The sequence below is a fragment of the Glutamicibacter protophormiae genome, assembly GCF_016894325.1.
GTDB lineage: Bacteria > Actinomycetota > Actinomycetes > Actinomycetales > Micrococcaceae > Glutamicibacter > Glutamicibacter protophormiae.
The window spans coordinates 3,410,501-3,431,619 of sequence record NZ_CP069806.1 but is presented as its reverse complement, the minus strand read 5'-3'; the positions used below and the strand labels follow the sequence as shown (position 1 = coordinate 3,431,619).

The window sequence follows — 21,119 nt, the reverse complement described above, 5'->3', positions numbered from 1 at the left end:
TAGAGACATGTCGCAGCACGTAGCATTCATCGGCCTGGGAATCATGGGCCTGCCAATGGCGAAGAACCTGGTCAACGCCGGCTTCACCGTGACCGGCTACAACCGCAGCCAGAAAGCCATCGACGCGCTGGCCGCAGCCGGCGGAAAGGGCGCCGGATCCGTTGCCGAAGCGGTGCAGGATGCGGACGTCGTGATCACCATGGTGCCGGACTCCCCGGACGTGGAAGCGGTCGTCTCCGGCAAGGACGGAGTCTTCGCCAACGCGAAGGCCGGCGCCCTGTGGATCGACAACTCCTCGATCCGCCCGGACGTCTCGGTCCGCCTGGCCGCCGACGCCCGCGCCGCGGGACTGCGCCCGCTGGATGCCCCGGTCTCCGGCGGCGAGGCCGGCGCGATCGACGGGGTGCTGTCCATCATGGTCGGCGGCGAACCGGCTGACTTCGACGCCGCCGCGGCCGTGCTGGGCGCGGTGGGCAAAACCATCGTGTTGGTCGGCCCTTCGGGTTCCGGGCAGACGGTGAAGGCCGCCAACCAGCTGATCGTCGCCGCCAATATCCAGGCGCTGAGCGAAGCGGTGGTGTTCCTGGAGGCCTACGGCGTGGACACCGATTCCGCGATCAAGGTCCTCGGCGGCGGCCTGGCCGGCTCCGCGGTGCTCAACCAGAAGGCCCAGAAGATCCTGGACCGCGACTTCGCCCCGGGCTTCCGCCTGGCCCTGCACAACAAGGACATGGGCATCGTCACCTCGGCCGCCCGCGAGGCCGGCGTGGTGCTGCCGCTCGGCGCACTGGTCGCCCAGCTGGTGACTTCCACCGTGGCCAGCGGCGACGGCGCGCTGGACCACTCGGGCCTCTTCCGCGGCGTACAGCGCCTGTCGGGCAAGGTCGAAGCAACCGTCGGCGCCTAGCCGACTGAAAACTTCCTGCGGCGGACCCTCCGGGCACCTTCAACCCCTCGGATCCCCGGCCGCGCGCCGATCCCGAAGATGCTGCTGACTTGCTGCCGGTGATGACACGGCGCCGCACAAGAAAACATCAGCGGCGCGCACTGAGCTCTGTTCCAGTTCAGTGCCGGAATCCGATGCTCAAGGGCGCGAAGTCATGGTGACTCATGCGCCCGGGGGCTCGCCGCAGGACACTACCTCCTTCTCTCCCCATGACCCGCCGCCGGCGTTTCCCGCCCAGGTCCGCCGGCGCAGGGCACCCGAAAATTCTTAGGAAGTGAACCCCATGGCCAAAATGCGCGCTGTAGACGCCATTGTGCTGATTCTGGAAAAGGAAGGCGCCACCGAGGCCTTCGGCCTGCCCGGCGCCGCCATCAACCCGCTGTACTCGGCGATGAAGCAGCACGGCGGCATCCGCCACACCCTGCACCGCCACGTGGAGGGCGCCAGCCACGCGGCTGACGGCTACTCGCGGGCCACCGGAAAGATCGGCCTGTGCCTGGGCACCTCCGGCCCGGCCGGCACCGACATGATCACCGGCCTGTACGCGGCGATCGCCGACTCCATCCCGATGCTGTGCATCACCGGCCAGGCACCCACCCACGTGCTGCACAAGGAGGACTTCCAGGCCGTGGACATCGAGTCCATCGCCAAGCCGGTCACCAAGTACGCCTCCACCATCCTGGAGCCGGGGCTGGTTCCGGGCACCTTCGCCAAGGCCTTCCAGGTCATGCGCTCCTCGCGTCCCGGCCCGGTGCTGCTGGACCTGCCGATCAACGTGCAGCTGGCGGAGATCGACTTCGACATCGACGCCTACGAGCCGCTGCCGGTGGAAAAGCCCAAGGCCACCCGAGGCCAGGCGGAGAAGATCGTCGACCTGCTGACCAGCGGCAAGAAGCCGATCATCATCGCCGGCGGCGGCGTGATCAACGCCAACGCCTCCGGGAAGCTGGTCGAGCTGGCCGAGGAGCTGAACATCCCGGTGTCCCCGACCCTGATGGGCTGGGGCGCCATCCCGGATGACCACCGCCTGCAGTCGGGCATGGTCGGCATCCAGACCCACACCAAGTACGGCAACGCCACCTTCCTGGAATCCGACGTGGTGCTGGGCCTGGGCAACCGCTGGGCCAACCGCCACACCGGGGCGCTGGACACCTACCGCGCGGGACGCAAGTTCATCCACGTGGACATCGAGTCCACCCAGATCGGGCGGGTGTTCTCCCCGGACCTGGGCATCGCCTCCGACGCCGGCGCGGCGATCGAGAAGATCCTTCAGGTCGTGCGCGAGCGCAAGGCCGCCGGCACCCTGCCGAACTACTCTCAGTGGGCCGCGGCGGCCACCGCCCGCAAGTCCACAGGCCATCGCAAGACCAACTTCGAGAACATCCCGATCAAGCCGCAGCGCGTATACCAGGAGATGAACGCGGCCTTCGGCCAGGACACCACCTACGTGTCCACCATCGGCCTGAGCCAGATCGCCGGCGCGCAGATGCTGCACGTGTACGGCCCGCGCAAGTGGATCAACGCCGGGCAGGCCGGCCCGCTGGGCTGGACCGGACCGGCCGCCCTGGGTGTGGTGCGCGGCAAGCCGGGCGAGCGCGTGGTGGCCCTGTCCGGGGACTACGACTTCCAGTTCATGATCGAGGAGCTGGCCGTGGGCGCGCAGTTCAAGCTGCCGTACGTGCACGTGGTGGTGAACAACTCCTACCTGGGCTTGATCCGCCAGTCGCAGCGCCCGTTCGAGATGGATTACCACGTCTCGCTGGGCTTCGACAACATCAACTCCCCGGAGACCAACGGCTACGGCGTTGACCACGTCAAGGTCGCCGAGGGCCTGGGCTGCAAGGCCGTGCGCGTGACCGACCCTGCCAAGCTGGCCGATGCCTTCGCGCAGGCCAACGCGCTGGCCGACGAGCACCGGGTTCCGGTGGTGGTGGAAGTGATCCTGGAGAAGGTCACCAACATCGCGATGGGCGCGCAGCTGGATGCCGTCAATGAATTTGAAGACCTGGCATTGGAGCCCGGCGATGCGCCAACCGCGTTGGTGCCGCTGGACGACAATGCCACCGTGGATGCCTAGAGGCCAGTCGTCACTGCCTAGTCACCACTACGTTTGGCGCGGGACACCGGTTCACCGAAAAGGGTGTGTCCCGCGCCACAACCAACTAAGCTTGAAGAGAGCTTGGGCACCAGAGCAAAGATTTCAAACGAGTAGGAACGCCTCATGAGCATCAACGAAGCTGTTGAACACGACGCCCGGTCATCCGCCGCGACCCAGTATGATCTGGTGCTGCGCGGGGAGCGCATCTTGACCACCGCGGGCATCTCCGCGCGGGAAATCGGCGTGCGCGACGGCAAGATCGTCGCGATCGAACCCCTGGACAACAACCTGCAGGGCGAACGCGTGATCGACGTCGGTGCCGATGAGGTGCTGCTGCCGGGGTTGGTGGACACCCACGTCCACGTGAACGAGCCGGGCCGCACCGAGTGGGAGGGCTTCGAGTCCGCCACCAAGGCCGCCGCCGCAGGCGGTGTCACCACCATTATCGACATGCCGCTGAACACGATTCCGCCGACGGTGGATCTGGAAGCGCTGAAGATCAAGAAGGCCGCCGCGAAGCCCAAGGCCTATGTGAACATCGGCTTCTGGGGCGGGGCGATCCCGGGCAACAAGGGCAATCTGCGCGAGTTGCACGATGCCGGAGTTTTCGGCTTCAAGTGCTTCCTGCTGCACTCCGGCGTGGACGAGTTCCCGGCGTTGACCGTGGACGAGATGGAAGAGGACATGGAGGTCCTGAAGTCCTTCGACTCGCTGATGATCGTGCACGCCGAGGACTCCAGCGCCATCGACCACGCCCCGGCCGCCGAGGGCGACCAATACGAGCGTTTCCTGAAGTCGCGTCCGCGCGGCGCGGAGAACGTGGCGATCGCCCAGGTGATCGAGCGCGCCCGCTGGACCGGGGTGCGCGCCCACGTGCTGCACCTGTCCAGTTCGGACGCGCTGGCGATGATCAAGACCGCCAAGGCGGACGGCGTGAAGATCACCGTGGAAACCTGCCCGCACTACCTGACGCTGCTGGCAGAGGAGATTCCGAACGGCGCCACCGCCTACAAGTGCTGCCCGCCGATCCGCGAGGCCTCCAACCGCGAGCTGCTGTGGAAGGGACTGGAAGAGGGCATTATCGACTGCATCGTTTCTGACCACTCGCCCTCGACCATCGACCTGAAGGACGTGGAGAACGGCGACTTCGGCGTGGCCTGGGGCGGCGTCGCCTCGCTGCAGCTGGGGCTGCCGTTGATCTGGACCGAGGCGCAGAAGCGCGGCATCGCGCTGGAACAGGTCGTGCAGTGGATGGCCGTGAAGCCAGCCGAGCTGGCAGGCCTGAAGAACAAGGGATCCATCGCCCTGGGCAACGACGCGGACTTCGCGCTCTTCGCCCCGGAGGCCGCTTTCGTGGTGGACGTAAAGAAGCTGCACCACAAGAACCCGATCTCCCCGTACCACGGCAAGACCCTGGCCGGCGTGGTGCGCCGTTCGATCGTTGCCGGCAACGACGTGGACTTCGAGACCCCCACAGGCAAGCTGATCCGCCGAGGCGAAGCCTAAAACCGATCAGACCCGATCAGACCCGAACACCCCAGGATGCCGCCGGATGCCGGTGGCATCTTGGGGTGTTTTTGCTGGATGCTGGCTGGAATTCCCGACAAGGTTTTCGCGCCATGGCTGGCGGCGCCGCTACGGTGTTGGGAAAAGGAAGGAAATGCACGTGACGGCAAAAGAGGACATTGAACACCACCGGCGCACCGTGGACCGCATGTCGCGTCCGGGCGAGGCACTGGCTCAGGATTCGTCGAACATCACGGTGAGCAACCCCGACTGGTTCTACCAGGACGGAGGCGACACCATGAAGCCCAAGCCTGAGCGCCGCATGCTGCACGAACGGTTGAAATCCGAATATCGCCGGAAGTGGCCTCAGGCCAAGCAAGAGCGGCACGCTGTCATTATTGCTGGCGCACCGGGGGCCGGGAAGAGCACCTTGCTCAAGGAGCTGCTCGGCGAGCACCTGGAGGATTATCTGGTGCTCGATGCCGATGAGTTCAAGGAGCTGCTATTGCGCCAAGCGCAAGCCGACGGCAGTTACGAGAGCACGATCAAACCCGAAGAAGTCCATCAGCGCGAAGCCGCCGGGGAAGAGTTCTTCCCACTGGAACTGGCGACCTTGGTGCATGAAGAATCCTCCCAGCTCTCCACCCAGTTGCGCAGCCAATGTATTGCCGAGGGGCTGAATATCGTGGTGGACAAGGTCCTGCACTCGGCAGATGGAGCCCAGCAGCTGATTGCCGAGTTGGACGAGGCAGGCTACCGTGTCGAGATCGTGGAGGTGCGTGTGCCGTTCGAGGTTTCGCAGCAGCGCATCACCCAGCGCTGGGAGGAAGCCTATGAGGCCTCGCTTGCTGGCGAGGACGATTTGGGCGCCCGCTGGGTTCCGTACCAGTTTGCGCGCAAGGTTTTCGACGCCCCGGGCGACAAGTCCAAGCCTGAAATCGTTGCGGAGAAACTGGCCTTCGAGTCGCCTGCGGTGCTGCGCTACCGCGCGTACCGCACTGCCGACAGCGATACCGCGGATGCGGACGACTTCGGTGTGCTGGAGGTGGATATGTCCAGATCCGGACATGGCGCGGAGTTGCTGGAAACCCCGAGCAACTGACTTCCCGTTGGCCGGAATCCGGCAGCGATGAGGATTCGCGTAGGTGTTGGATTCGGCGATTAATATCGTTTCCGAACGTAGACTGAAGGAAGCGGACCCTTGGAGCATCATGACTACCTCGTTCAAAGTCCCGGTTGAACCGGCACTCATCGAATAGGCCTTGGCGCGCTCCGGGCTGAAGGTTGATGAGCTCGTGGGCCAGTTTCATGCCCTGCCCCAGTGGCTGAACGGCGAAGATGATCCAACAATGACGCAGCTTGAACACTTGGCGCAGAAAACGCATACGGCCATTGGCGACCTGCTACTGGCGGAAGTACCCGTTGAGACCGTGCCGATTCCCGACTACCGGACTGTCGCAGATGCCCACCTGTCTTCGCCAAGCGTCAATTTGCTTGATTCCATATACATTTGCGAGCGCCGGCAGGACTGGTACCGGAGATAAGCGATTAATAATGGACATGAGCCTTTGGCCTTCGTTGGTTCGTTGACCACCAATACCAACCTGCAGACAGCCGCGGCGCTGGTTTCTGCCCAACTCGGGTTGAACGAGGACATGCGCAGGCAATGGACAACCTGAACGGACGCGCGTTCGATGCTGGTCGAGGCCGCTGAGCGGGCGGGAATGCTCGTGATAATCAGCGGGATCGTCGGGACGTCGACGAGTCGCAAACTCGATGTTTCAGAGTTCCGCGGATTTGTTTTATCCGACGATATCGCACCCGTCGTCTTCGTCAACGGTGCCGATACGAAGGTCGCGCAAATATTTACCCTGGTGCACGAGATCTGCCACCTTTGGCTAGGCCAGTCCGGCTTAGATGAATTGAGCGGGAATTCTGAGTCCAGCTATGCCAATGAACGTTGGTGCAGTCGAGTCGCCGCAGAAGTCCTGGTTCCAACCTCGCTGTTCGAGCGTACCTGCAGGAATTCAGTTGCGTTGGAAGAACTCCAGCGCATGGCCAGGGAATTCAAGGTGAGCACCTTGATTGTGTCGAAGAGGGTCTACGAGGCGGGGAAAGTCGAATGGGACGAATTCGACTCGCGCTATCGGGAAGAAAAACTCCGTTTGGCTGAGCTGCTGGAAAGACAGCCCAAGCCAAGTGGTGGAAATTTCTACAAGACGCATCCATTGCGGGTCAGCCGGGAATTCGCGAGAGCGCTTATTCGAGACACTAAAACGGGACGCACACTGCAAGGCGACGCCTATCGGCTTCTGGGAACGAAAAAGTTTTCTACGTTCGTGAACTTGGCCAAAGAGCTCGGAGTCGGATAGCCATGTACTTGCTTGACGCCAACGTTTTTATCGCCGCGAAGAACCACCACTATGGTTTCGCAATTGCGCCGGGATTTTGGCGTTGGCCAGAGCGGGAATACGACGCTGGAACAGTGTGCAGCATCGACAAGGTCTATAACGAGATCGCGGCGGGTGAAGACGAACTGGCCGAATGGGCAAAACACAACGCACCGATATTCGTTGGCGGGGACGCTGCAATGGTGAGGAGCCTTCGTGAACTTGCTTCGTGGGCGAGAACAAGCGGACGATTCACTCCGGCAGCCTCGAGCGAATTCCTATCTGTGGCTGACTGTTATCTCGTGGCGTTCGCGCATGCTCATGAACTCATTGTCGCTACACACGAACAGCCCGATCATCGCGCGCGGAAGAGAATCAAGATTCCTGAGGCATGTGATCATTTGGGCGTTTCTTGGACCGATCATTTTACGATGCTTGAACAAGAACATGCCACGCTCGTTCTGGATGAACCGTAACGGCGACTTCGTCACAGGGTCAGGAAGCAGCCGTCAACCGGTATTGTTCTGTTGGCTGCTACGAAGCTTCTTGATGGCTTTGACGGTAAACCAGCAGGCTCAAGGTCAGGATCGTCAGCGTACGTGCGTCGTTGATGTCTGCCTCCAGAAGTTGTTCCAGTGCAGTCAACCGCTGGTAAAACACCGAACGCGACAGGTGGCTCAAGGACGCAGCCTGGGACCTGTTGGTCGGAGAAGCCAGATATGCCTCGAGCACACGGAGAAATTCGATCCGGCGCCTGGTATCCAAAGCGAGGATTCCGGAAAGTTGTTCCTGAGGAAGGCGCTGCAGGGTGGGCTCATGACGAAGCTCGTGGGCGAGCAGAGCCAATGGGTAGTCCGCCGCATGAACGAGTTCATCACGGCTATTCAGCCCTAGATCGCAAGCCGCGACAGCTTGATTCATGGAGTTCTGCCCTTGGGCGAGTCCTCGTGCGGCTGGACCCAGGTAAAGTGCACCGTCGAAGCAGGCCGCTGAACGTATCTTGCGTAGTTGCGCGAGATCGAATGAACCTCGAAGATCATGCCGGTAGGAAAATATGCCAAAGAGCTTGGGATGAGGTGCTCGGATTACTCCGATCAGGCAGTTGGCCAGCGGCCGAAGTTTTGACTCGAGTTCGTTTGCTGCAAGCTGGAAGTCGCTGCCTCCGGCCAGCCGAATGGCGAATCCGTGAAGGACTGAATCCTCAATCGGAAGCCCGGCAGCTTCCAACTGTCCGTGCACGAACTCCAGATTGCTTTCCATTCCGCTTTGCAGGTCTTCGAGGAGCCCTCTGCCGGTGCCCAAGCTCCACAGCCGGGATTCAGGACGCCGCAGGAGGTCTGCTCCAATGGCGGTGGCGGCCATGGTCAGTACGTGTTCGACACCGGCTGGGTGCGCAGCCTCCTTCGGGCAGATGAGCGAACCGAAAAGCTTTCCGTGCATTCGGATGGGAACGGCATGCCTGTCCGAGTTGCCAGAATTGTGGGATGCCCGTGAACGATGCTGCCACTGCTCAAAGTAATTCCTGGGCAGGATGTCCACGGAAGCATAGTTCTGGATGTTGTAACCGGAATCCTCAAGGAGCACGGTACTGGATAGCATGCGTGCGCAATCCATGAGAATGGCGTCCGTGGGAGTGCCTTGATGCATGCTTTTCGTGAAGTGCTCGGTAATTTCACGACCGGCTTTGACCCTTTGGGTTTGCTGGGCGAAAAGCCATTGGTGGATCGCCTCGGTAATTTCGACGAAGGCGACTGGCCTGTGCATCACGATCAAGGGAAGCGCGAAATTATTGCAGGCGTCCACCAATCCTTGGGGAACAGCGGGCAAACGTTCGCTGAGTTCCAGAACCAGTGCCGCTACGTTCAGCTGCGCCATGCTCGCCGCGTAGCGTTCGAAGTCCGGATCTTCGTCCCAACCAATCGCAGTGGTCAGGACTAGCTCATTGCCACGAAGGAATTCAGCTGCTTCGAAGTTTTCCAGAATGTGGGCCCATCCAATGGTGCGCAGCAGTTCATCCGGTGTCGCAAAAACCTGTGGCCTGCCAACAAGCACGGAAGGCATACGAAGCAGCTGTTCAACGGTAAGCATGGAGCCTTCCGGACAGACTGTATGGAAAGCCGAAGAATCCTCACGGATTGCCACTGTTCGGGACCTCCTGCTCTATGGAAAGCTTGCTATCACTAGATTCATCAGTGATCTGCTTCACATGATACAGAGTGTTTGAAGTACAAGGAGGTACGTCGTCATGTTCGGGTTACCAGCATTCACGACCTTTGTGATCCTTGCGGTTCCTGCCGCATGGGTCCTATATACAGCCGGATTCATGTGGTTAAGCCGTGGTTGGAAACGAGAAGATGCGAAGGATGAACTGTGAGCATTGAAATTGTTTTCCTGATCATCTACTTCCTCGCCATGGCAGGGATCGGGTTCTGGGCAATGAAGCGAGGCAATGCGGATTCTGAAGGATTCCTTCTGGGAGGCCGCAGCCTCGGGCCCGGAGTGACCGCATTGCGCCTGCAGAGCTCCTCGATGTCCGGCTACATGTTCATGGGCGCCGGATCGCTCGGCTACACCCAAGGCTACTTCGGCATGTGGTACGCCTTGGGCGACCTTGGTGGCGGCATCCTGAACCTGTCCGTTCTGGGCCGAAGGATGCGCAAGCTCTCGCAGATCCTGGGTTCCATCACCTCGATCGAATACCTGGAGCACCGCTACCCGTCAAAGTGGATCCGCCTCATCGCGGCACCAGTGGCGCTGTTCTGCATGTTCTTCTACGTGCTGGCTCAGTTCATCGCCGGCGGGCGAGGACTTGAGATGGTCTCCGGCGTTTCCTTCCCGGTGGCCCTGGCCATCGCCATCGGCGTCATCGTGCTGTACACCTTCATGGGCGGATACCTGGCTGTGGCTTACACCGACTTCGTGCAGGCAATCATCATGGTGATCGGCATGGTTTGGATCCTCATTGCGACCCTGATCGCCATCGGCGGCTTTACCGCAGGAAACAATGCCATCGGTGAAATCAACCCGAACATGCTTACCATGTGGGGAGCCGATCTCGGTTTCGAGGGCCAGTGGGGTGTCATCCTCGGCGCACTGCTCGTGTTCTCCATCGGCTACATGGGGTGGCCGCACGTAGTCGTCAGCCACATGGCGATGAAGAAGCCCTCGGTGGCCCGAACTGCCGGTGTCTACTCGGTGATCTTCAACCTTCTGTTCATCCCGGGGCCGTATCTGGTGGGCATGTTCGCATTGATCCTGCTGCCTAATCTGGCGAACCCGGAAACCGCGATTTTTGCGGTGGCAGATGCAGTACTGCCGACCTTTGCCGTGGGCATCGTGATGGCCGCGATCATGGCAGCGATCATGTCTACCGCGGACGCGCTCCTCCTGCAGGCTGGAACTATTGCCAGCCAGGATATCTACGCCAGGTTCATCAACAAGAAGATGAGCGATGGCCAGATGGTGTGGGTTTCCCGCATTACGGTGTTGGCCTTGGCCTTGGTGGGCTACGGAATTGCAGCTTTCGATCCGCCAGCTGTTGCCGCCGTCGTGATCTTCTCCACCACCGTTCTTGGCAGCGCGTTTGTGCCGTCCTATGTTTGCGCGGTCTGGTGGAAGAAGGCCAATACTGTTGGCGCGATTTCGTCGATGATTGCCGGTACCTTGGTTTCCGTCTTCTGGCAGGTTTCCGGTCTGCCGGACACTACGGGCATCGACCCGATGGTGACGGGTATCGTTGCATCGACCGCAGCCATGATCATCGGCTCGTTGGCATCGCAAAAATCCCATCCAGTTCCGGAGCGTATTGTCCGCGCCCTGGACGAGACCGCCAAGGTCGGCCCTATCCCGGCGAAGCTTCTGCTGGGTCAGGACCAGCTGCTTGCAGGGCAGGCTGAAATGGCTGGGCGTCATGAATGAAATTCTGCTGAAGACCATTGTCGACGCTGAGCACGCTGCGAAAGTTCTTCAGGCCAAGGCACCGGACCTTGAGGTTGTTTCGGCCAGCCTGAGACGTCACCCCTTCGCCGGGTTTGAGTTCCACGTACCTGCGCTCGCAGGTCGTGGGGAAACTGCCCGCGCCTTGGTGGACTACTATTCCGGCAAGGCGTTTATCAGCGATCGCTGGGAGAGCGATCCAGTCCTTGAAGTCGACGACGTGGAAGCGGTCTCCGACCCAAGCTGGAATAGTATTTCGTTTGAAACAGCACGCCAGCGTGCGAAGGCACTCTTGTCCACGGCTGCGCTGAGAAAGGCCCGTCTCGCGTGGAAAGGCGGCGTGAAGGAAACTGCTTCCGTAGAAAAAGTCTGGAAACCCAACTGGATTCTGGACGTCCGGATCCAGGGAAGAAACTACCGGGTCATCGTGGATGGCCTAAACGGCGGATATTTCTTCATCGAGTCTTGACCCAAAAGTTTATAATGGCTGGTGCCCCGGAATCGAAATGTTGAGTCCGGGGTATCAGTGTGTCAACGGGGACGGGCACAACAAGACTTCAAGCCACAGGCGCTCGCCCAAAGCTGCCATAGCCACCCGTCACCAAAGCAGGGTGAAGGGCCCGGCAATGACTCGTACGTTGCGATTGTGATTGCCGTATTCTGCAACTTCAACGGTACTTCGTTTGATACTTCGGCATTGATGGTTGCTTGATCCGGCTCTGGGTGACTACGTCTGGGTTGACGAGGACCGTGACGGTATCCAGGATGCTGACGAGAATGGCCTCGAGGATGTTGTTCTGACCATTGCCGGTCCGGATGGCAATCCTTTGATCGATGTCTTCGGCAATCCGGTTGGCCCGGTGACCACCGATGAGCACGGCAAGTACCTGTTCCAGAACCTCCCGGTTCTGGGCGAAAACGAGTCGTACGCGGTCACTATCGACCAGGACGCCTCGAAGGAAGCACTGGCTCCGTACATCCCAACCATCGAAACCGATGGCGACCGTGATCAGGATTCCTCGACTTGGGAAGCTAAGTCCGAGGGCCTGACCACGGACGGAAACGAAGACCTCACGCTGGACTTCGGTTTCGTGCTGCCAAAGGTCACCGTGGGCGACTACGTGTGGGTCGACGAGAACCGCGACGGTATCCAGGACGAGGGCGAGAAGGGCATCAAGGATGTCGTTCTGGTCATTGTGGGTCCGGATGGCAAGCCCGTGACCGATGTCTTCGGCAACCCTGTTGGCCCGGTGACGTCCGATGAGAACGGCAAGTACATCTTCGAGAACCTGCCGGTCCTCAAGGATGACGAGTCGTACACCGTCAAGATCGATCGAGAAGCATCCAAGGAACCTCTGGCTCCATACGTGCCAACGATCGTGACCGATGACAACCGCGAGAATGACTCGTCGGTGTGGGAAGCTACGACCGAGGGTCTGACCAAGGATAAGGACGAAGATCTCACCCTGGACTTCGGCTTCATTGTTCCGAAGGTTTCGGTTGGCGACTACGTCTGGGCTGATGCCAACCGGGATGGCAAGCAGGATGACGGCGAGCTCGGCATCAAGGATGTCGTTCTGACCATTGTTGGTCCGGACGGCAAGCCAGTCACCGATATCTATGGTGAACCGGTTGGCCCTGTTGCTACCGATGAAAACGGCAAGTACAACTTCGAGAACCTTCCGGTTCTGAAGGACGGCGAGTCGTACACCGTCAAGATCGATCGTGAGGCTTCGCAGGAGCCGCTGGCTCCGTACATTCCGACCCTTGAAAACGAGGGAGACCGCAGCGAAGACTCTTCAACTTGGGAAGCCAAGTCTGAAGGACTGACCGAGAACAACCAGCGCGACGACACTCTGGACTTCGGCTTCGTGAAGCCGAAGGTTTCCGTGGGCGACTACGTATGGTTCGACGAGGATGCGGATGGCATTCAGGATGACGATGAAAACGGTATCAAGGGTGTCGTGCTGATCATCGTCGGTCCGGATGGCGAGCCTGTCACTGATGTGAACGGCAACCCTGTCGGCCCAATCACTACCGATGAAAACGGCAAGTACACCTTCGAGAACCTTCCGGTTCTGAAGGATGGCGAGTCGTACACCGTCAAGATCGATAAGGAAGCTTCGAAGGACGCGCTGAAGGATTACGTGCCGACTCCGGAGAACCGTGGCGATCGTGATAAGGATTCGTCGACTTGGGAAGCTAAGTCGGAGGGCCTAGCTAAGGACGGGGACCGTGATCCAACCTTGGACTTCGGTTTCCAGAAGCCGTTGCCATGGACTCCGATCGAGCCACCGCTTCCGTCTGAGCCGACTGAGCCGCTTCCGTCTGAGCCATCTGGCTCTGGCGATTCGAGTGGTTCGGCGGAGGATCCACAGGAGCCGAATGCTTCTGAAGATCCAACTGCCGAAGGAAAGGACAATCTGGCAAGCACGGGCTTCACTGCGCTGGCTGTCCTGATTGCCGGTCTGTTGCTGGCCGCAGCGGGTGTGCTGATCACTCGCCGCAGCCGTGGTCGCCACAGCTAATCACGGCTAACGGCTGATCGAGCGCCGGATGCGCAGAAACCATTCGTGGGGACTGCTCATCCGGCGCTCTTTGCTTTTCGTCCAGAAAAATCTTTCTAGAAATTTTGCGTAATCGCGTCATGAATTAGATCGGTCGCACTCTTAACCAATACAGGCGGTTGAACAAGCAGTTCTCGTTTCATCGCCTACACGAACCACTCGCAATGGTTAGAAGCGCCGCGGCGGCCGAACGACTTGCATTGATACATGGGGGATGCAATGCGTACGGCCGGCGGAGGTGCCATATTTCTATGTAGCTCATGTTGAATACCGAATCGCTTTTCAAACGGACGTTTCGTACGTTTGTCGGTTTCTCGGTATAGTCATCAAAGCTGGGTTTCGCTACTTGTTTGGGGATAAGCAGGGTAGCCAAGTTCGCGGAAGGGAATCCAGCAGACGGCAAGTCGCATTGAGTTAAACGAGGCGAATGGGGCGCAATGACGATCGATTCAGGCAAACGCTTCGGCGAGGTCAGCGATGCAGACTTGATTCTTGGTGTTCGAAATGGAAATCGGGAGTCGGAAGCACAGCTGTACCGACGCCATAAACAGTTGGCTTTGGCTGTTGCCTACCGCCATATCGATACGCCTACCGAGGCCGAAGATGTTGTTTCAGAGTCATTCCTCAGGGTCTTCGAGTGCCTTCGCTGTGGTGCAGGGCCCGATGAGTTCTTCCGTGCCTATCTTCTCACCGTCGTTTCTCGCGAGGCTTTTGCCCGGAACGCAATTGCATCCAAACACGTGGTGACCGATGATGTTCGCGAGTTTGAGCCGGGGGATCGGTATGCCGATGAGGTGCTGCAGCGTGCTGAAGCAACTTTTGTAATAAGCGCCTTCAAATCATTGCCTGAACGTTGGCGGGCAGTTCTTTGGCATATGGAAGTCGAAGACATGCGTCCCAGGGACATCGCGCCGCTCTTGGGGCTCACGCCCAACGCTGTCTCCGCGCTTGCGGTGCGTGCACGTGAAGGTTTGCGCGAGGCTTATTTAGCCGCACATCTTAACCAGCAAGTTGAGCTGGCTTCCGGTTGTGTGGAAGTACGAAAGCTACTGCCGGCAATCATCCGAGGAAACGCCAGCAACCGCCATCACCGTGCTGCCAAGGCGCACCTTGCTGGCTGTAGTGGCTGTTCTGCAGTTTATGGTGAATTGAACCAGATCGGAATAAAGCTGCGGGCGTACGTTCTTCCGTTGATTGTTGGAGGTACGACTGCCCTAGGACTGTCTGCTGCTGGTGGCGTATTGTCCGGCACTGTCGTTTCCGCAGGGTCAGTTGCTGCCCTTTCAGCTGGATCAGGAGCCACGCCGGCGGTCTCTGCGACAGCAGCGACGGGTTTGGGAACGGGTATTACCGGGGGCGGTATCGCTGCTATTGGAGTGAGCGTTGGAGCCGGATTGGCAACGGTCGCAGTCGCCGCATCGGCCGCCGGGTTTCTACCACTCAGGGTCTCCGATACTGATCGAGACGCTACACTGGCCGCTAACGACGTGGCGCAAAGTCCGATCCCGAGTGCTCAAGCATTCACTGCACCCAGCGGGGGTCATGCCCGGAACGCGTTTGGAGATCGTCCGTCTTTTTCCAAATTTGTGTTGGACATCGAGCATAGGGAAGTCCCCTTGCTCGTTGCAGCGTCCTTGAATGTGCCATCGGAAGCGGCATCAACAGCTGCACCCTTTACTATGCTGTTACCGAGCGCCCAGCCAACAACCGATGGAACACAGCCTGTGGGTGATTGGACGACCGAACCTTCCTCCTCGCCCACTGTGGAACCGACGGTTGAGCCCACGGTGGAGCCGACTGTGGAACCGACGGTTGAGCCCACGGTGGAGCCGACTGTGGAACCGACGGTTGAGCCCACGGTGGAGCCGACTGTGGAACCGACGGTTGAGCCCACGGTAGAACCGACTGTGGAGCCGACTGTGGAACCGACGGTTGAGCCCACGGTGGAGCCGACTGTGGAACCGACGGTTGAGCCCACGGTGGAGCCGACTGTGGAACCGACGGTTGAGCCCACGGTGGAGCCGACTGTGGAACCGACGGTTGAGCCCACGGTGGAGCCGACTGTGGAACCGACGGTTGAGCCCACGGTGGAGCCGACTGTGGAACCGACGGTTGAGCCCACGGTGGAGCCGACTGTGGAACCGAAGGTAGAACCGACTGTGGAACCGACGGTAGAACCGACTGTGGAGCCCACGGTGGAGCCGACTTCGGAACCCTCTCCTGAAGCCACTGAGATACCGTCGGCGGAGCCTACCGACGAGCCGACATCCGACCCATCGGAAGAACCAGAAGTACCGGATGATGAGGAATCAGCTGAACCAGTGCAGATTTCCATGCAGCGGGTCAGCGGAAGGGTTCTGCCTATCTATGAGTTCACGGTCATTCCAAGCAACCCGGAGCAACAGTACGTGCTGGAGCTTGAATTCGAACGCGCCGAGATCAGCTGGGCGAATGCAAGCAAGAACTGCGAGCAATCCGGTAGGGGATTCGGCCGCATATCGTTGTCCTGCACTGGAGACGCGGTGCTTAAGGTACGCGTGCTCATAGACCGGGACAACCAGAAAGCCCGATTCACCATGCCGTCACAGCCGGACTTCCGCAAGGAGTTCAACATGGGACGCCGCAAGTAGGATCTGCGTATGAGCGATTTGCCCGAACTGAACCTGGAAGCCGCCGAAGCCATGTGGCGCGAGTACCTCGCCGCGTCTTCCATTGAGCCCGGCGCCGCGCCGCACCATGTAGTCGAATGCTACGGGGACAACGCCGCGCTGGCCGATGAGCTGCTGCATGAGGTCATGCACGGCTCCAAGCGCGCGACATCCTCGCTGGCGAACGAGTACGCCCACTACGGTGAACGTGAGCCCCGCGAAGGGGACCATTGGATCGTCTGCGACGGCAGGGGAGAGCCCCGGATCATCCAGCGCGTGGTTTCGGTGCAGCGCTCCAGCTTCTTCGACGTGCCCGCCGACTTCGCCGCCGCCGAAGGCGAGGGAGACCTGTCGCTGGAGTACTGGCGTCGGGTGCACCGGGAATACTGGACGCGCACCCAGGCAGAGATCGGCCGCGACTGGACGCCGGAGCAGACCACACAGCCGGGCGAGGAGCTATTGCTTGAACGCGACGAGATCTGCTGGCCGCCGGAATTCGCTGATTCTCCCCCTTCGTGAGGCAGCTGGCCTACGGCATCGGGCTGTAGAGCAGTGCGCCGGCCACGGCGATAACCAGGATGATCAGCGTGGACAGCAGCCCCAGCAGCAACGAGCGCCCGCCGGACTTCACGATGGATTTCAGGTGCACGCCTAGGCCCAGGGCGAACATGGCGGCGGCCAGCAGGATGGTCTGGGCGGTGGAGGCCAACTGCAGGAACGCCTCGGGCAGCAGTCCCATGGTTCGGATCAGCATGGCGACCAGGAACAGCGCCACGAACAGCGGAATCAGAGGCGGCTTCTTGCCGCCCTCGACGTTGTGCTTGCGGCTCATGTAGAGCGACAGTCCGGCCATGATCGGGGCGAGCATCACCACGCGGGCCAGCTTCACGGTGACCGCGACGCTGAGTGCGGTGGCACCCACGGCGCCGCCGGCGGCGACCACTTGGGCCACCTCGTGGGTCGAGGCGCCGATCAGCACGCCGATGTTCGTCTCGCTCAGGCCCAGCAGCGCGCCCAGCGCAGGGGTCAGCGGAATCATCAGGGTGCCGAAGAGCACCACCAGGCCGATGGCGGTGGCCACCTGGTCCTGCTTGGCGCGGGTGGCGCCTTCGGCGCCGGCCACGGCGGCCGCGCCGCAGATGGAGAACCCAGCGGCGATCAGCAGGCGCTGCGGCAGCTCGATGCCCAGGCGTCCGCCGATCCACACGGTGGCCAGGAAGGTGACGCCTACGCAGAGCACCACGATGGCCAGCACACCCGGGCCCAGGGCCAGGATCGCGCCGAGCGAGAGCTGGAAGCCCAGCAGCACGATGCCGGTGCGCAGCAACTTCTTCGCGGAGAACGCCACGCCGGGGCCGAAAACCGCCGGGACGGGCGCCAGGTTGCGCCACAGGGCGCCAAGCAGGATCGCGATCAGCAGCGGGCTCATGCCCGGCAGCAGCCGTGCCGCGGCCAAGGCGACGCCGCCCATGGCCAGGCAGAGGATGATACCCGGCAGGAAGCCGCCGATCCGGGTCATGACGGAAGGTTTCGGCGAGGCGTCGTTGCCTGCCGGCGCGGGAGCGGATTGCTCCGACGTATTTGTTCGCTGTGGTTCATCAAGGGCCATGCTATTGACTTTGCCATGAGCGGGACGCTAACAGTGATGCCCCGATAGCTATCACGGTCATATCACACTCATATGAGGTGTTAACGGCGGGCGGCGGGCGCCGAGGAATCCTCGGCACCCGCCGCCCGCGGCGCGGTGCATCAGCGGCGGATGGAACCGCCGTCGACCACCAGGGTCTGCCCAGAGACGAACCCGGCTCCCTCGGAGAGGAAGAAGCGGGTCGGACCCACATAGTCCTGCACCACGGAGGGACGCTTGATGGCGCGGGGAGATGCTGCGCCTGATGGTGCTGAAGACCGCTTGGCTGATGGACACCGTGGGCGACAAGGGAGCCCACACCGAGATCCAGACCATCAAGATCGCCACCCCGGCGGCCGTGGAGTGGATCTTCGACAATGCCATCCAGACCTATGGCGCCGGCGGACTGTCCCAGGACTTCTTCCTGGCCGAGGGCTTCGCCTAGTCGCGCACCCTGCGCTTTGCCGACGGACCGGACGGGGTGCACAAGAACGCCCTGGCCCGCAACGAGCTCAAGCGCCAGCGTGCTGCCCGCGAAGCCAAGGTGCCGGCAGGCGTCACGGCTTCCGGGTTCCGGACTGGACCCCCGGCGCGCATATCGAACTGGTGCTGCCCACCGACACGCAGGGAGCCCACATCGAGATCCAGACCATCAAGATCGCCACCCCGGCGACCGCTGGGAGGCCTCCTCCTATGAGGTGGCGGTGCTGCGCGAGCCCAATTCCAAGGGCGGTTCGCACTACATCCACGACGAGCTGGTCGAAGGCCAGATGCTCACCGTGGGCACCCCGCGCAACAACTTCTCCCTGGCCCAGGCCAAGCGCTACGAATTCATTGCCGGCGGCATCGGCATCACCCCGATCATGACCATGATCGCCGCGGCGGCGCAGCTGGGCATCGATTGGCACCTGCACTACGGCGGACGCTCCCGCGCTTCCATGGCCTTTCTGCCCGAGCCGGAAGCCTACGGCGACAAGGTGACCATCTGGCCGCAGGACGAAATGGGGCACCTGAACCTCACCTTCCTGGCCGAACCAGCGGAGCATGGCCGCGTGTACTGCTGCGGCCCGGAGCCGCTGTTGAACGCGGTGGCCGGCGCGGCCGAGGCCTGGCCTGCGGGCACCGTGCGTTTCGAGCGCTTCGTCCCTGCGCAGCTGCCGGAGCCGGTGCGCACCGAACCATTCGAGCTGAAGCTGGCGATTTCCAACAAAGTCGTCACCGTCGGCACGCAGCAGACAGTGCTCGGCGCGCTGAACGACGCCGGCGTGCCGGTGCTTTCCTCCTGCAACGAGGGCGTCTGCGGCACCTGCGAGGTCGGCGTGCTGCGCGGCACCCCGGAGCACCGCGACTCCCTGCTCAACGACGCCGAACGCGCCAAGAACGACCGGATGTTCGTTTGCGTATTCCGCGCAATTTCAGACCGCCTGGTCCTTGACCTCTAGGAGAACACCCTCATGACTGCAATGACCAAGTGCCCGGTGGCCGGCGGCAAGATCCCGGTGCTGGATCAAGACCCGTTCTCCCCGGAATCGCTGGAGAACCCGCTGCCCTTCCAAGAGGCCCTGCGCGAGGCAGGCCCAGTGGCCTACCTGAGCAAGTACGGCGCCTACGCCATCGGCCGCTACGAACACATGTCCCAAGCCGTCTCCAACTGGCAGGAACTGACCAGTGGCGAGGGCGTCGGGCTGCTGCCGCCGAACCGTGCCCGCGGCCTGCTGCAGATGGATCCGCCGGAGCACGACACCCCGCGCGAGGTGCTGCAGGAAATCCTCTCCGCCCGTGTGCTGCGCTCCATGAAGGACAACTGCATGTTGCGCGCCGAAGCGCTCTTCGACGAACTGCTGGACGGGGTCCCCTCCGGCGGCGAGGTGCTGGTGGACGGCGTGCAGCAGATCGGCGCGGTGTTCCCGGTGAACTTCTTCCCGGACGCCTCCGGCATCGACCCTGCCGGACGCGAAAAGCTGGTGCCGTATGCGGACCACATCTTCAACAGCCTGGGCCCGCGCAACGAGCTGTTCGAGAAGGGCGCAGGCCAGGCCAAGGAGCTGAACGAATGGGCCACCGGGAAGTGCCAGCGCGACGCGCTGGCCCCCGAAGGCTTCGGCGCGGACATCTGGGCCGCCGCCGACCGCGGCGACATCCTGCACGAGCATGCCCCGCTGCTCACCCGATCGCTGCTTTCAGCGGGCATGGACACCACGGTGTACGGCATCTCCGGGCGATGCACGCGCTGGCCACCAACCCCGAGCAGTACGAATCGCTGAAAGCCAACCCGGGCTTGGCGCGCGTGGCCTTCGACGAGTCGCTGCGCGTGGTCTCGCCGGTGCAGCAGATCTTCCGCGTGGCCTCCACCGACGTGGAGATCGAGGGCTTCATCATCCCGAAGGGCAGCCGCGTGCTGCTGTCCTTCCAATCCGCCAACCATGATCCGCGACGCTGGGAGAACCCGACGAAGTTCGACCTGAACCGGGACGCGTCGGGCCACCTGGCCTTCGGCATGGGCATGCACCAGTGCGTGGGACAGCATGCCGCCCGACTGCAGTCCGCCTGCCTGCTGGAAGTCATGCTGCGGCGCGTGGCCACGGTGGAGCTGGCCGGTCCGGTGGAGTACTCCCACAACAACGTGCTGCGCGGCTGGGGCAAGGTGCCGTTGCGCTTCACGCTGGCGTAGTAGCTACGGAGAATTCCGCCGCCGCGTCTCCGTCAGCCAATGGGCGGGGACGCGGCGCCGGTTTGCCTTGCCGTATAGGAAGGGCAAGGGGCAGAGGTCGGCATGGGAGGATGCGGCGGAACAGTCCGTCATTCAACCTTTTCCAGATTCGGCGGGATTTCATGCTTCAAAGGAGACCCCGCTGCATCCGGGCATTCTGAACACCGTGGAGTCCGAGAGCGTGCAGGCAGCTGGCCTGAGTGCGTTGTGAAATGACTCGACGTGATGCGAAAAATAGGCAGAAAAGAAAAGGGATCGAAGCCCTGAATGATGGCATCGAGGGCTCGAAGAACGTAACGGCGACCACCTGGAACTGGTGTGATAGGACCGTTGGGAAACTGGTCTGGCGATGTGGCGCTTCGAAGCTTCTGCGCGTAGCAGCCCAGCCAGTTGAGGCTCACAGGCATCTTCCTCCCACGCTCTCGGTTCCCATTGGCGGTGCGCACCATTAAGCAGGTGGTAGGTCTCATCGCATGGGATAGTGGTTAGCTGGGTGAACCTCCTGTGGCCGATCTCTTTCATGCCGCAGCATCGATGCTGTAGCTCTAGCTAGCACATTTCGTTCGAGGATTGGTGTTGCCTTGAAGCCGCAAGCGAACAATGTGTGCGTTTGAATACCAGCAAACGACCAGCCGGCCCAAGCAGCACCTGAAGCATGATGCCTTTGGCATCAGAGGGAGCTCTTTTAGGC

At 61.4% G+C, this 21,119-nt stretch carries 18 protein-coding genes; 16 read left to right on the top strand and 2 right to left on the bottom strand.

The genetic code is table 11. From position 1 onward, the window contains the following. The first annotated feature begins 7 nt into the window (after window positions 1–7). The 7 genes from JQN66_RS16020 to JQN66_RS15990 all read left to right on the top strand — a co-directional run bounded on the left by JQN66_RS16020 (window position 8) and on the right by JQN66_RS15990 (window position 7,416). Window positions 8–907, top strand: a complete 900-nt coding sequence (locus tag JQN66_RS16020) for a 2-hydroxy-3-oxopropionate reductase (RefSeq protein ID WP_204675906.1) — start codon at window positions 8–10, stop codon at window positions 905–907. Window positions 908–1,229: 322 nt separating this feature from the next. Further along, a complete protein-coding gene (gene gcl, locus JQN66_RS16015) occupies window positions 1,230–3,023 on the top strand; it encodes a glyoxylate carboligase (protein ID WP_204675905.1) in 1,794 nt (597 codons plus the stop codon). 144 nt (window positions 3,024–3,167) lie between these two features. Continuing rightward, window positions 3,168–4,550: an allantoinase AllB gene (allB, locus tag JQN66_RS16010; RefSeq protein ID WP_204675904.1), complete on the top strand. Its 1,383-nt coding sequence runs from the start codon at window positions 3,168–3,170 to the stop codon at window positions 4,548–4,550. 160 nt (window positions 4,551–4,710) lie between these two features. Continuing rightward, the gene (locus JQN66_RS16005) at window positions 4,711–5,652 is read left to right on the top strand and encodes a zeta toxin family protein (protein WP_204675903.1); all 942 of its coding nucleotides are present in this window, start codon (window positions 4,711–4,713) and stop codon (window positions 5,650–5,652) included. A 193-nt stretch (window positions 5,653–5,845) separates the two neighbouring features. Then, entirely contained in the window at window positions 5,846–6,094 is a 249-nt protein-coding gene (locus JQN66_RS16000; RefSeq protein WP_204675902.1) for a hypothetical protein, read from the top strand. Window positions 6,095–6,244: 150 nt separating this feature from the next. Continuing rightward, entirely contained in the window at window positions 6,245–6,922 is a 678-nt protein-coding gene (locus JQN66_RS15995) for an ImmA/IrrE family metallo-endopeptidase (RefSeq protein WP_204675901.1), read from the top strand. A gap of 2 nt (window positions 6,923–6,924) precedes the next feature. After that, a complete protein-coding gene (locus tag JQN66_RS15990) occupies window positions 6,925–7,416 on the top strand; it encodes a DUF4411 family protein (RefSeq protein ID WP_204675900.1) in 492 nt (163 codons plus the stop codon). A gap of 58 nt (window positions 7,417–7,474) precedes the next feature. Here JQN66_RS15990 and JQN66_RS15985 read toward each other — a convergent pair whose 3' ends face one another. Beyond that, window positions 7,475–9,028 carry a PucR family transcriptional regulator gene (locus JQN66_RS15985; protein ID WP_204675899.1) on the bottom strand — a complete coding sequence of 518 codons (1,554 nt, stop codon included), beginning with the start codon at window positions 9,026–9,028 and terminating at the stop codon, window positions 7,475–7,477. Between the two features lie 282 nt (window positions 9,029–9,310). Between JQN66_RS15985 and JQN66_RS15980 the strand changes: the two genes are divergently transcribed. The 5 genes from JQN66_RS15980 (at window position 9,311) to JQN66_RS15960 (ending at window position 16,610) form a co-directional block, all read left to right on the top strand. Continuing rightward, entirely contained in the window at window positions 9,311–10,858 is a 1,548-nt protein-coding gene (locus JQN66_RS15980) for a sodium/proline symporter (RefSeq protein ID WP_188948138.1), read from the top strand. Further along, window positions 10,851–11,345 (top strand): hypothetical protein, encoded by a 495-nt coding sequence (locus JQN66_RS15975; protein ID WP_188948139.1) that lies wholly within the window; start codon window positions 10,851–10,853, stop codon window positions 11,343–11,345. Before JQN66_RS15980 ends, JQN66_RS15975 begins: the two co-directional genes overlap by 8 nt. 235 nt (window positions 11,346–11,580) lie before the next feature. Further along, on the top strand, window positions 11,581–13,404 hold the full coding sequence (locus JQN66_RS15970; protein WP_204675898.1) for an SdrD B-like domain-containing protein: 1,824 nt from the start codon (window positions 11,581–11,583) through the stop codon (window positions 13,402–13,404). Between the two features lie 476 nt (window positions 13,405–13,880). Next, entirely contained in the window at window positions 13,881–16,073 is a 2,193-nt protein-coding gene (locus JQN66_RS15965; RefSeq protein WP_204675897.1) for a sigma-70 family RNA polymerase sigma factor, read from the top strand. 9 nt (window positions 16,074–16,082) lie between these two features. Next, window positions 16,083–16,610: an ASCH domain-containing protein gene (locus tag JQN66_RS15960; RefSeq protein ID WP_204675896.1), complete on the top strand. Its 528-nt coding sequence runs from the start codon at window positions 16,083–16,085 to the stop codon at window positions 16,608–16,610. A gap of 10 nt (window positions 16,611–16,620) precedes the next feature. Here the strand turns inward: JQN66_RS15960 and JQN66_RS15955 are convergent, their stop codons facing one another. Then, window positions 16,621–17,700, bottom strand: coding sequence for a YeiH family protein (locus tag JQN66_RS15955; RefSeq protein ID WP_239464061.1), 1,080 nt, complete (start codon window positions 17,698–17,700; stop codon window positions 16,621–16,623). A 271-nt stretch (window positions 17,701–17,971) separates the two neighbouring features. Here JQN66_RS15955 and JQN66_RS18530 point away from each other — a divergent pair, with 271 nt between their 5' ends. The 4 genes from JQN66_RS18530 (at window position 17,972) to JQN66_RS15935 (ending at window position 20,389) form a co-directional block, all read left to right on the top strand. Continuing rightward, complete coding sequence (locus tag JQN66_RS18530) at window positions 17,972–18,163, top strand: acyl-CoA dehydrogenase family protein (RefSeq protein ID WP_239464060.1); 192 nt, start codon at window positions 17,972–17,974, stop codon at window positions 18,161–18,163. Window positions 18,164–18,422: 259 nt separating this feature from the next. Continuing rightward, window positions 18,423–19,160, top strand: a complete 738-nt coding sequence (locus JQN66_RS15945; protein WP_204675895.1) for a PDR/VanB family oxidoreductase — start codon at window positions 18,423–18,425, stop codon at window positions 19,158–19,160. A 12-nt stretch (window positions 19,161–19,172) separates the two neighbouring features. After that, the gene (locus JQN66_RS15940) at window positions 19,173–19,982 is read left to right on the top strand and encodes a cytochrome P450 family protein (RefSeq protein ID WP_204675894.1); all 810 of its coding nucleotides are present in this window, start codon (window positions 19,173–19,175) and stop codon (window positions 19,980–19,982) included. Continuing rightward, window positions 19,940–20,389: a cytochrome P450 gene (locus JQN66_RS15935; RefSeq protein ID WP_204675893.1), complete on the top strand. Its 450-nt coding sequence runs from the start codon at window positions 19,940–19,942 to the stop codon at window positions 20,387–20,389. The genes JQN66_RS15940 and JQN66_RS15935 overlap by 43 nt, the downstream gene beginning before the upstream one ends. Window positions 20,390–21,119 lie beyond the last annotated feature (730 nt).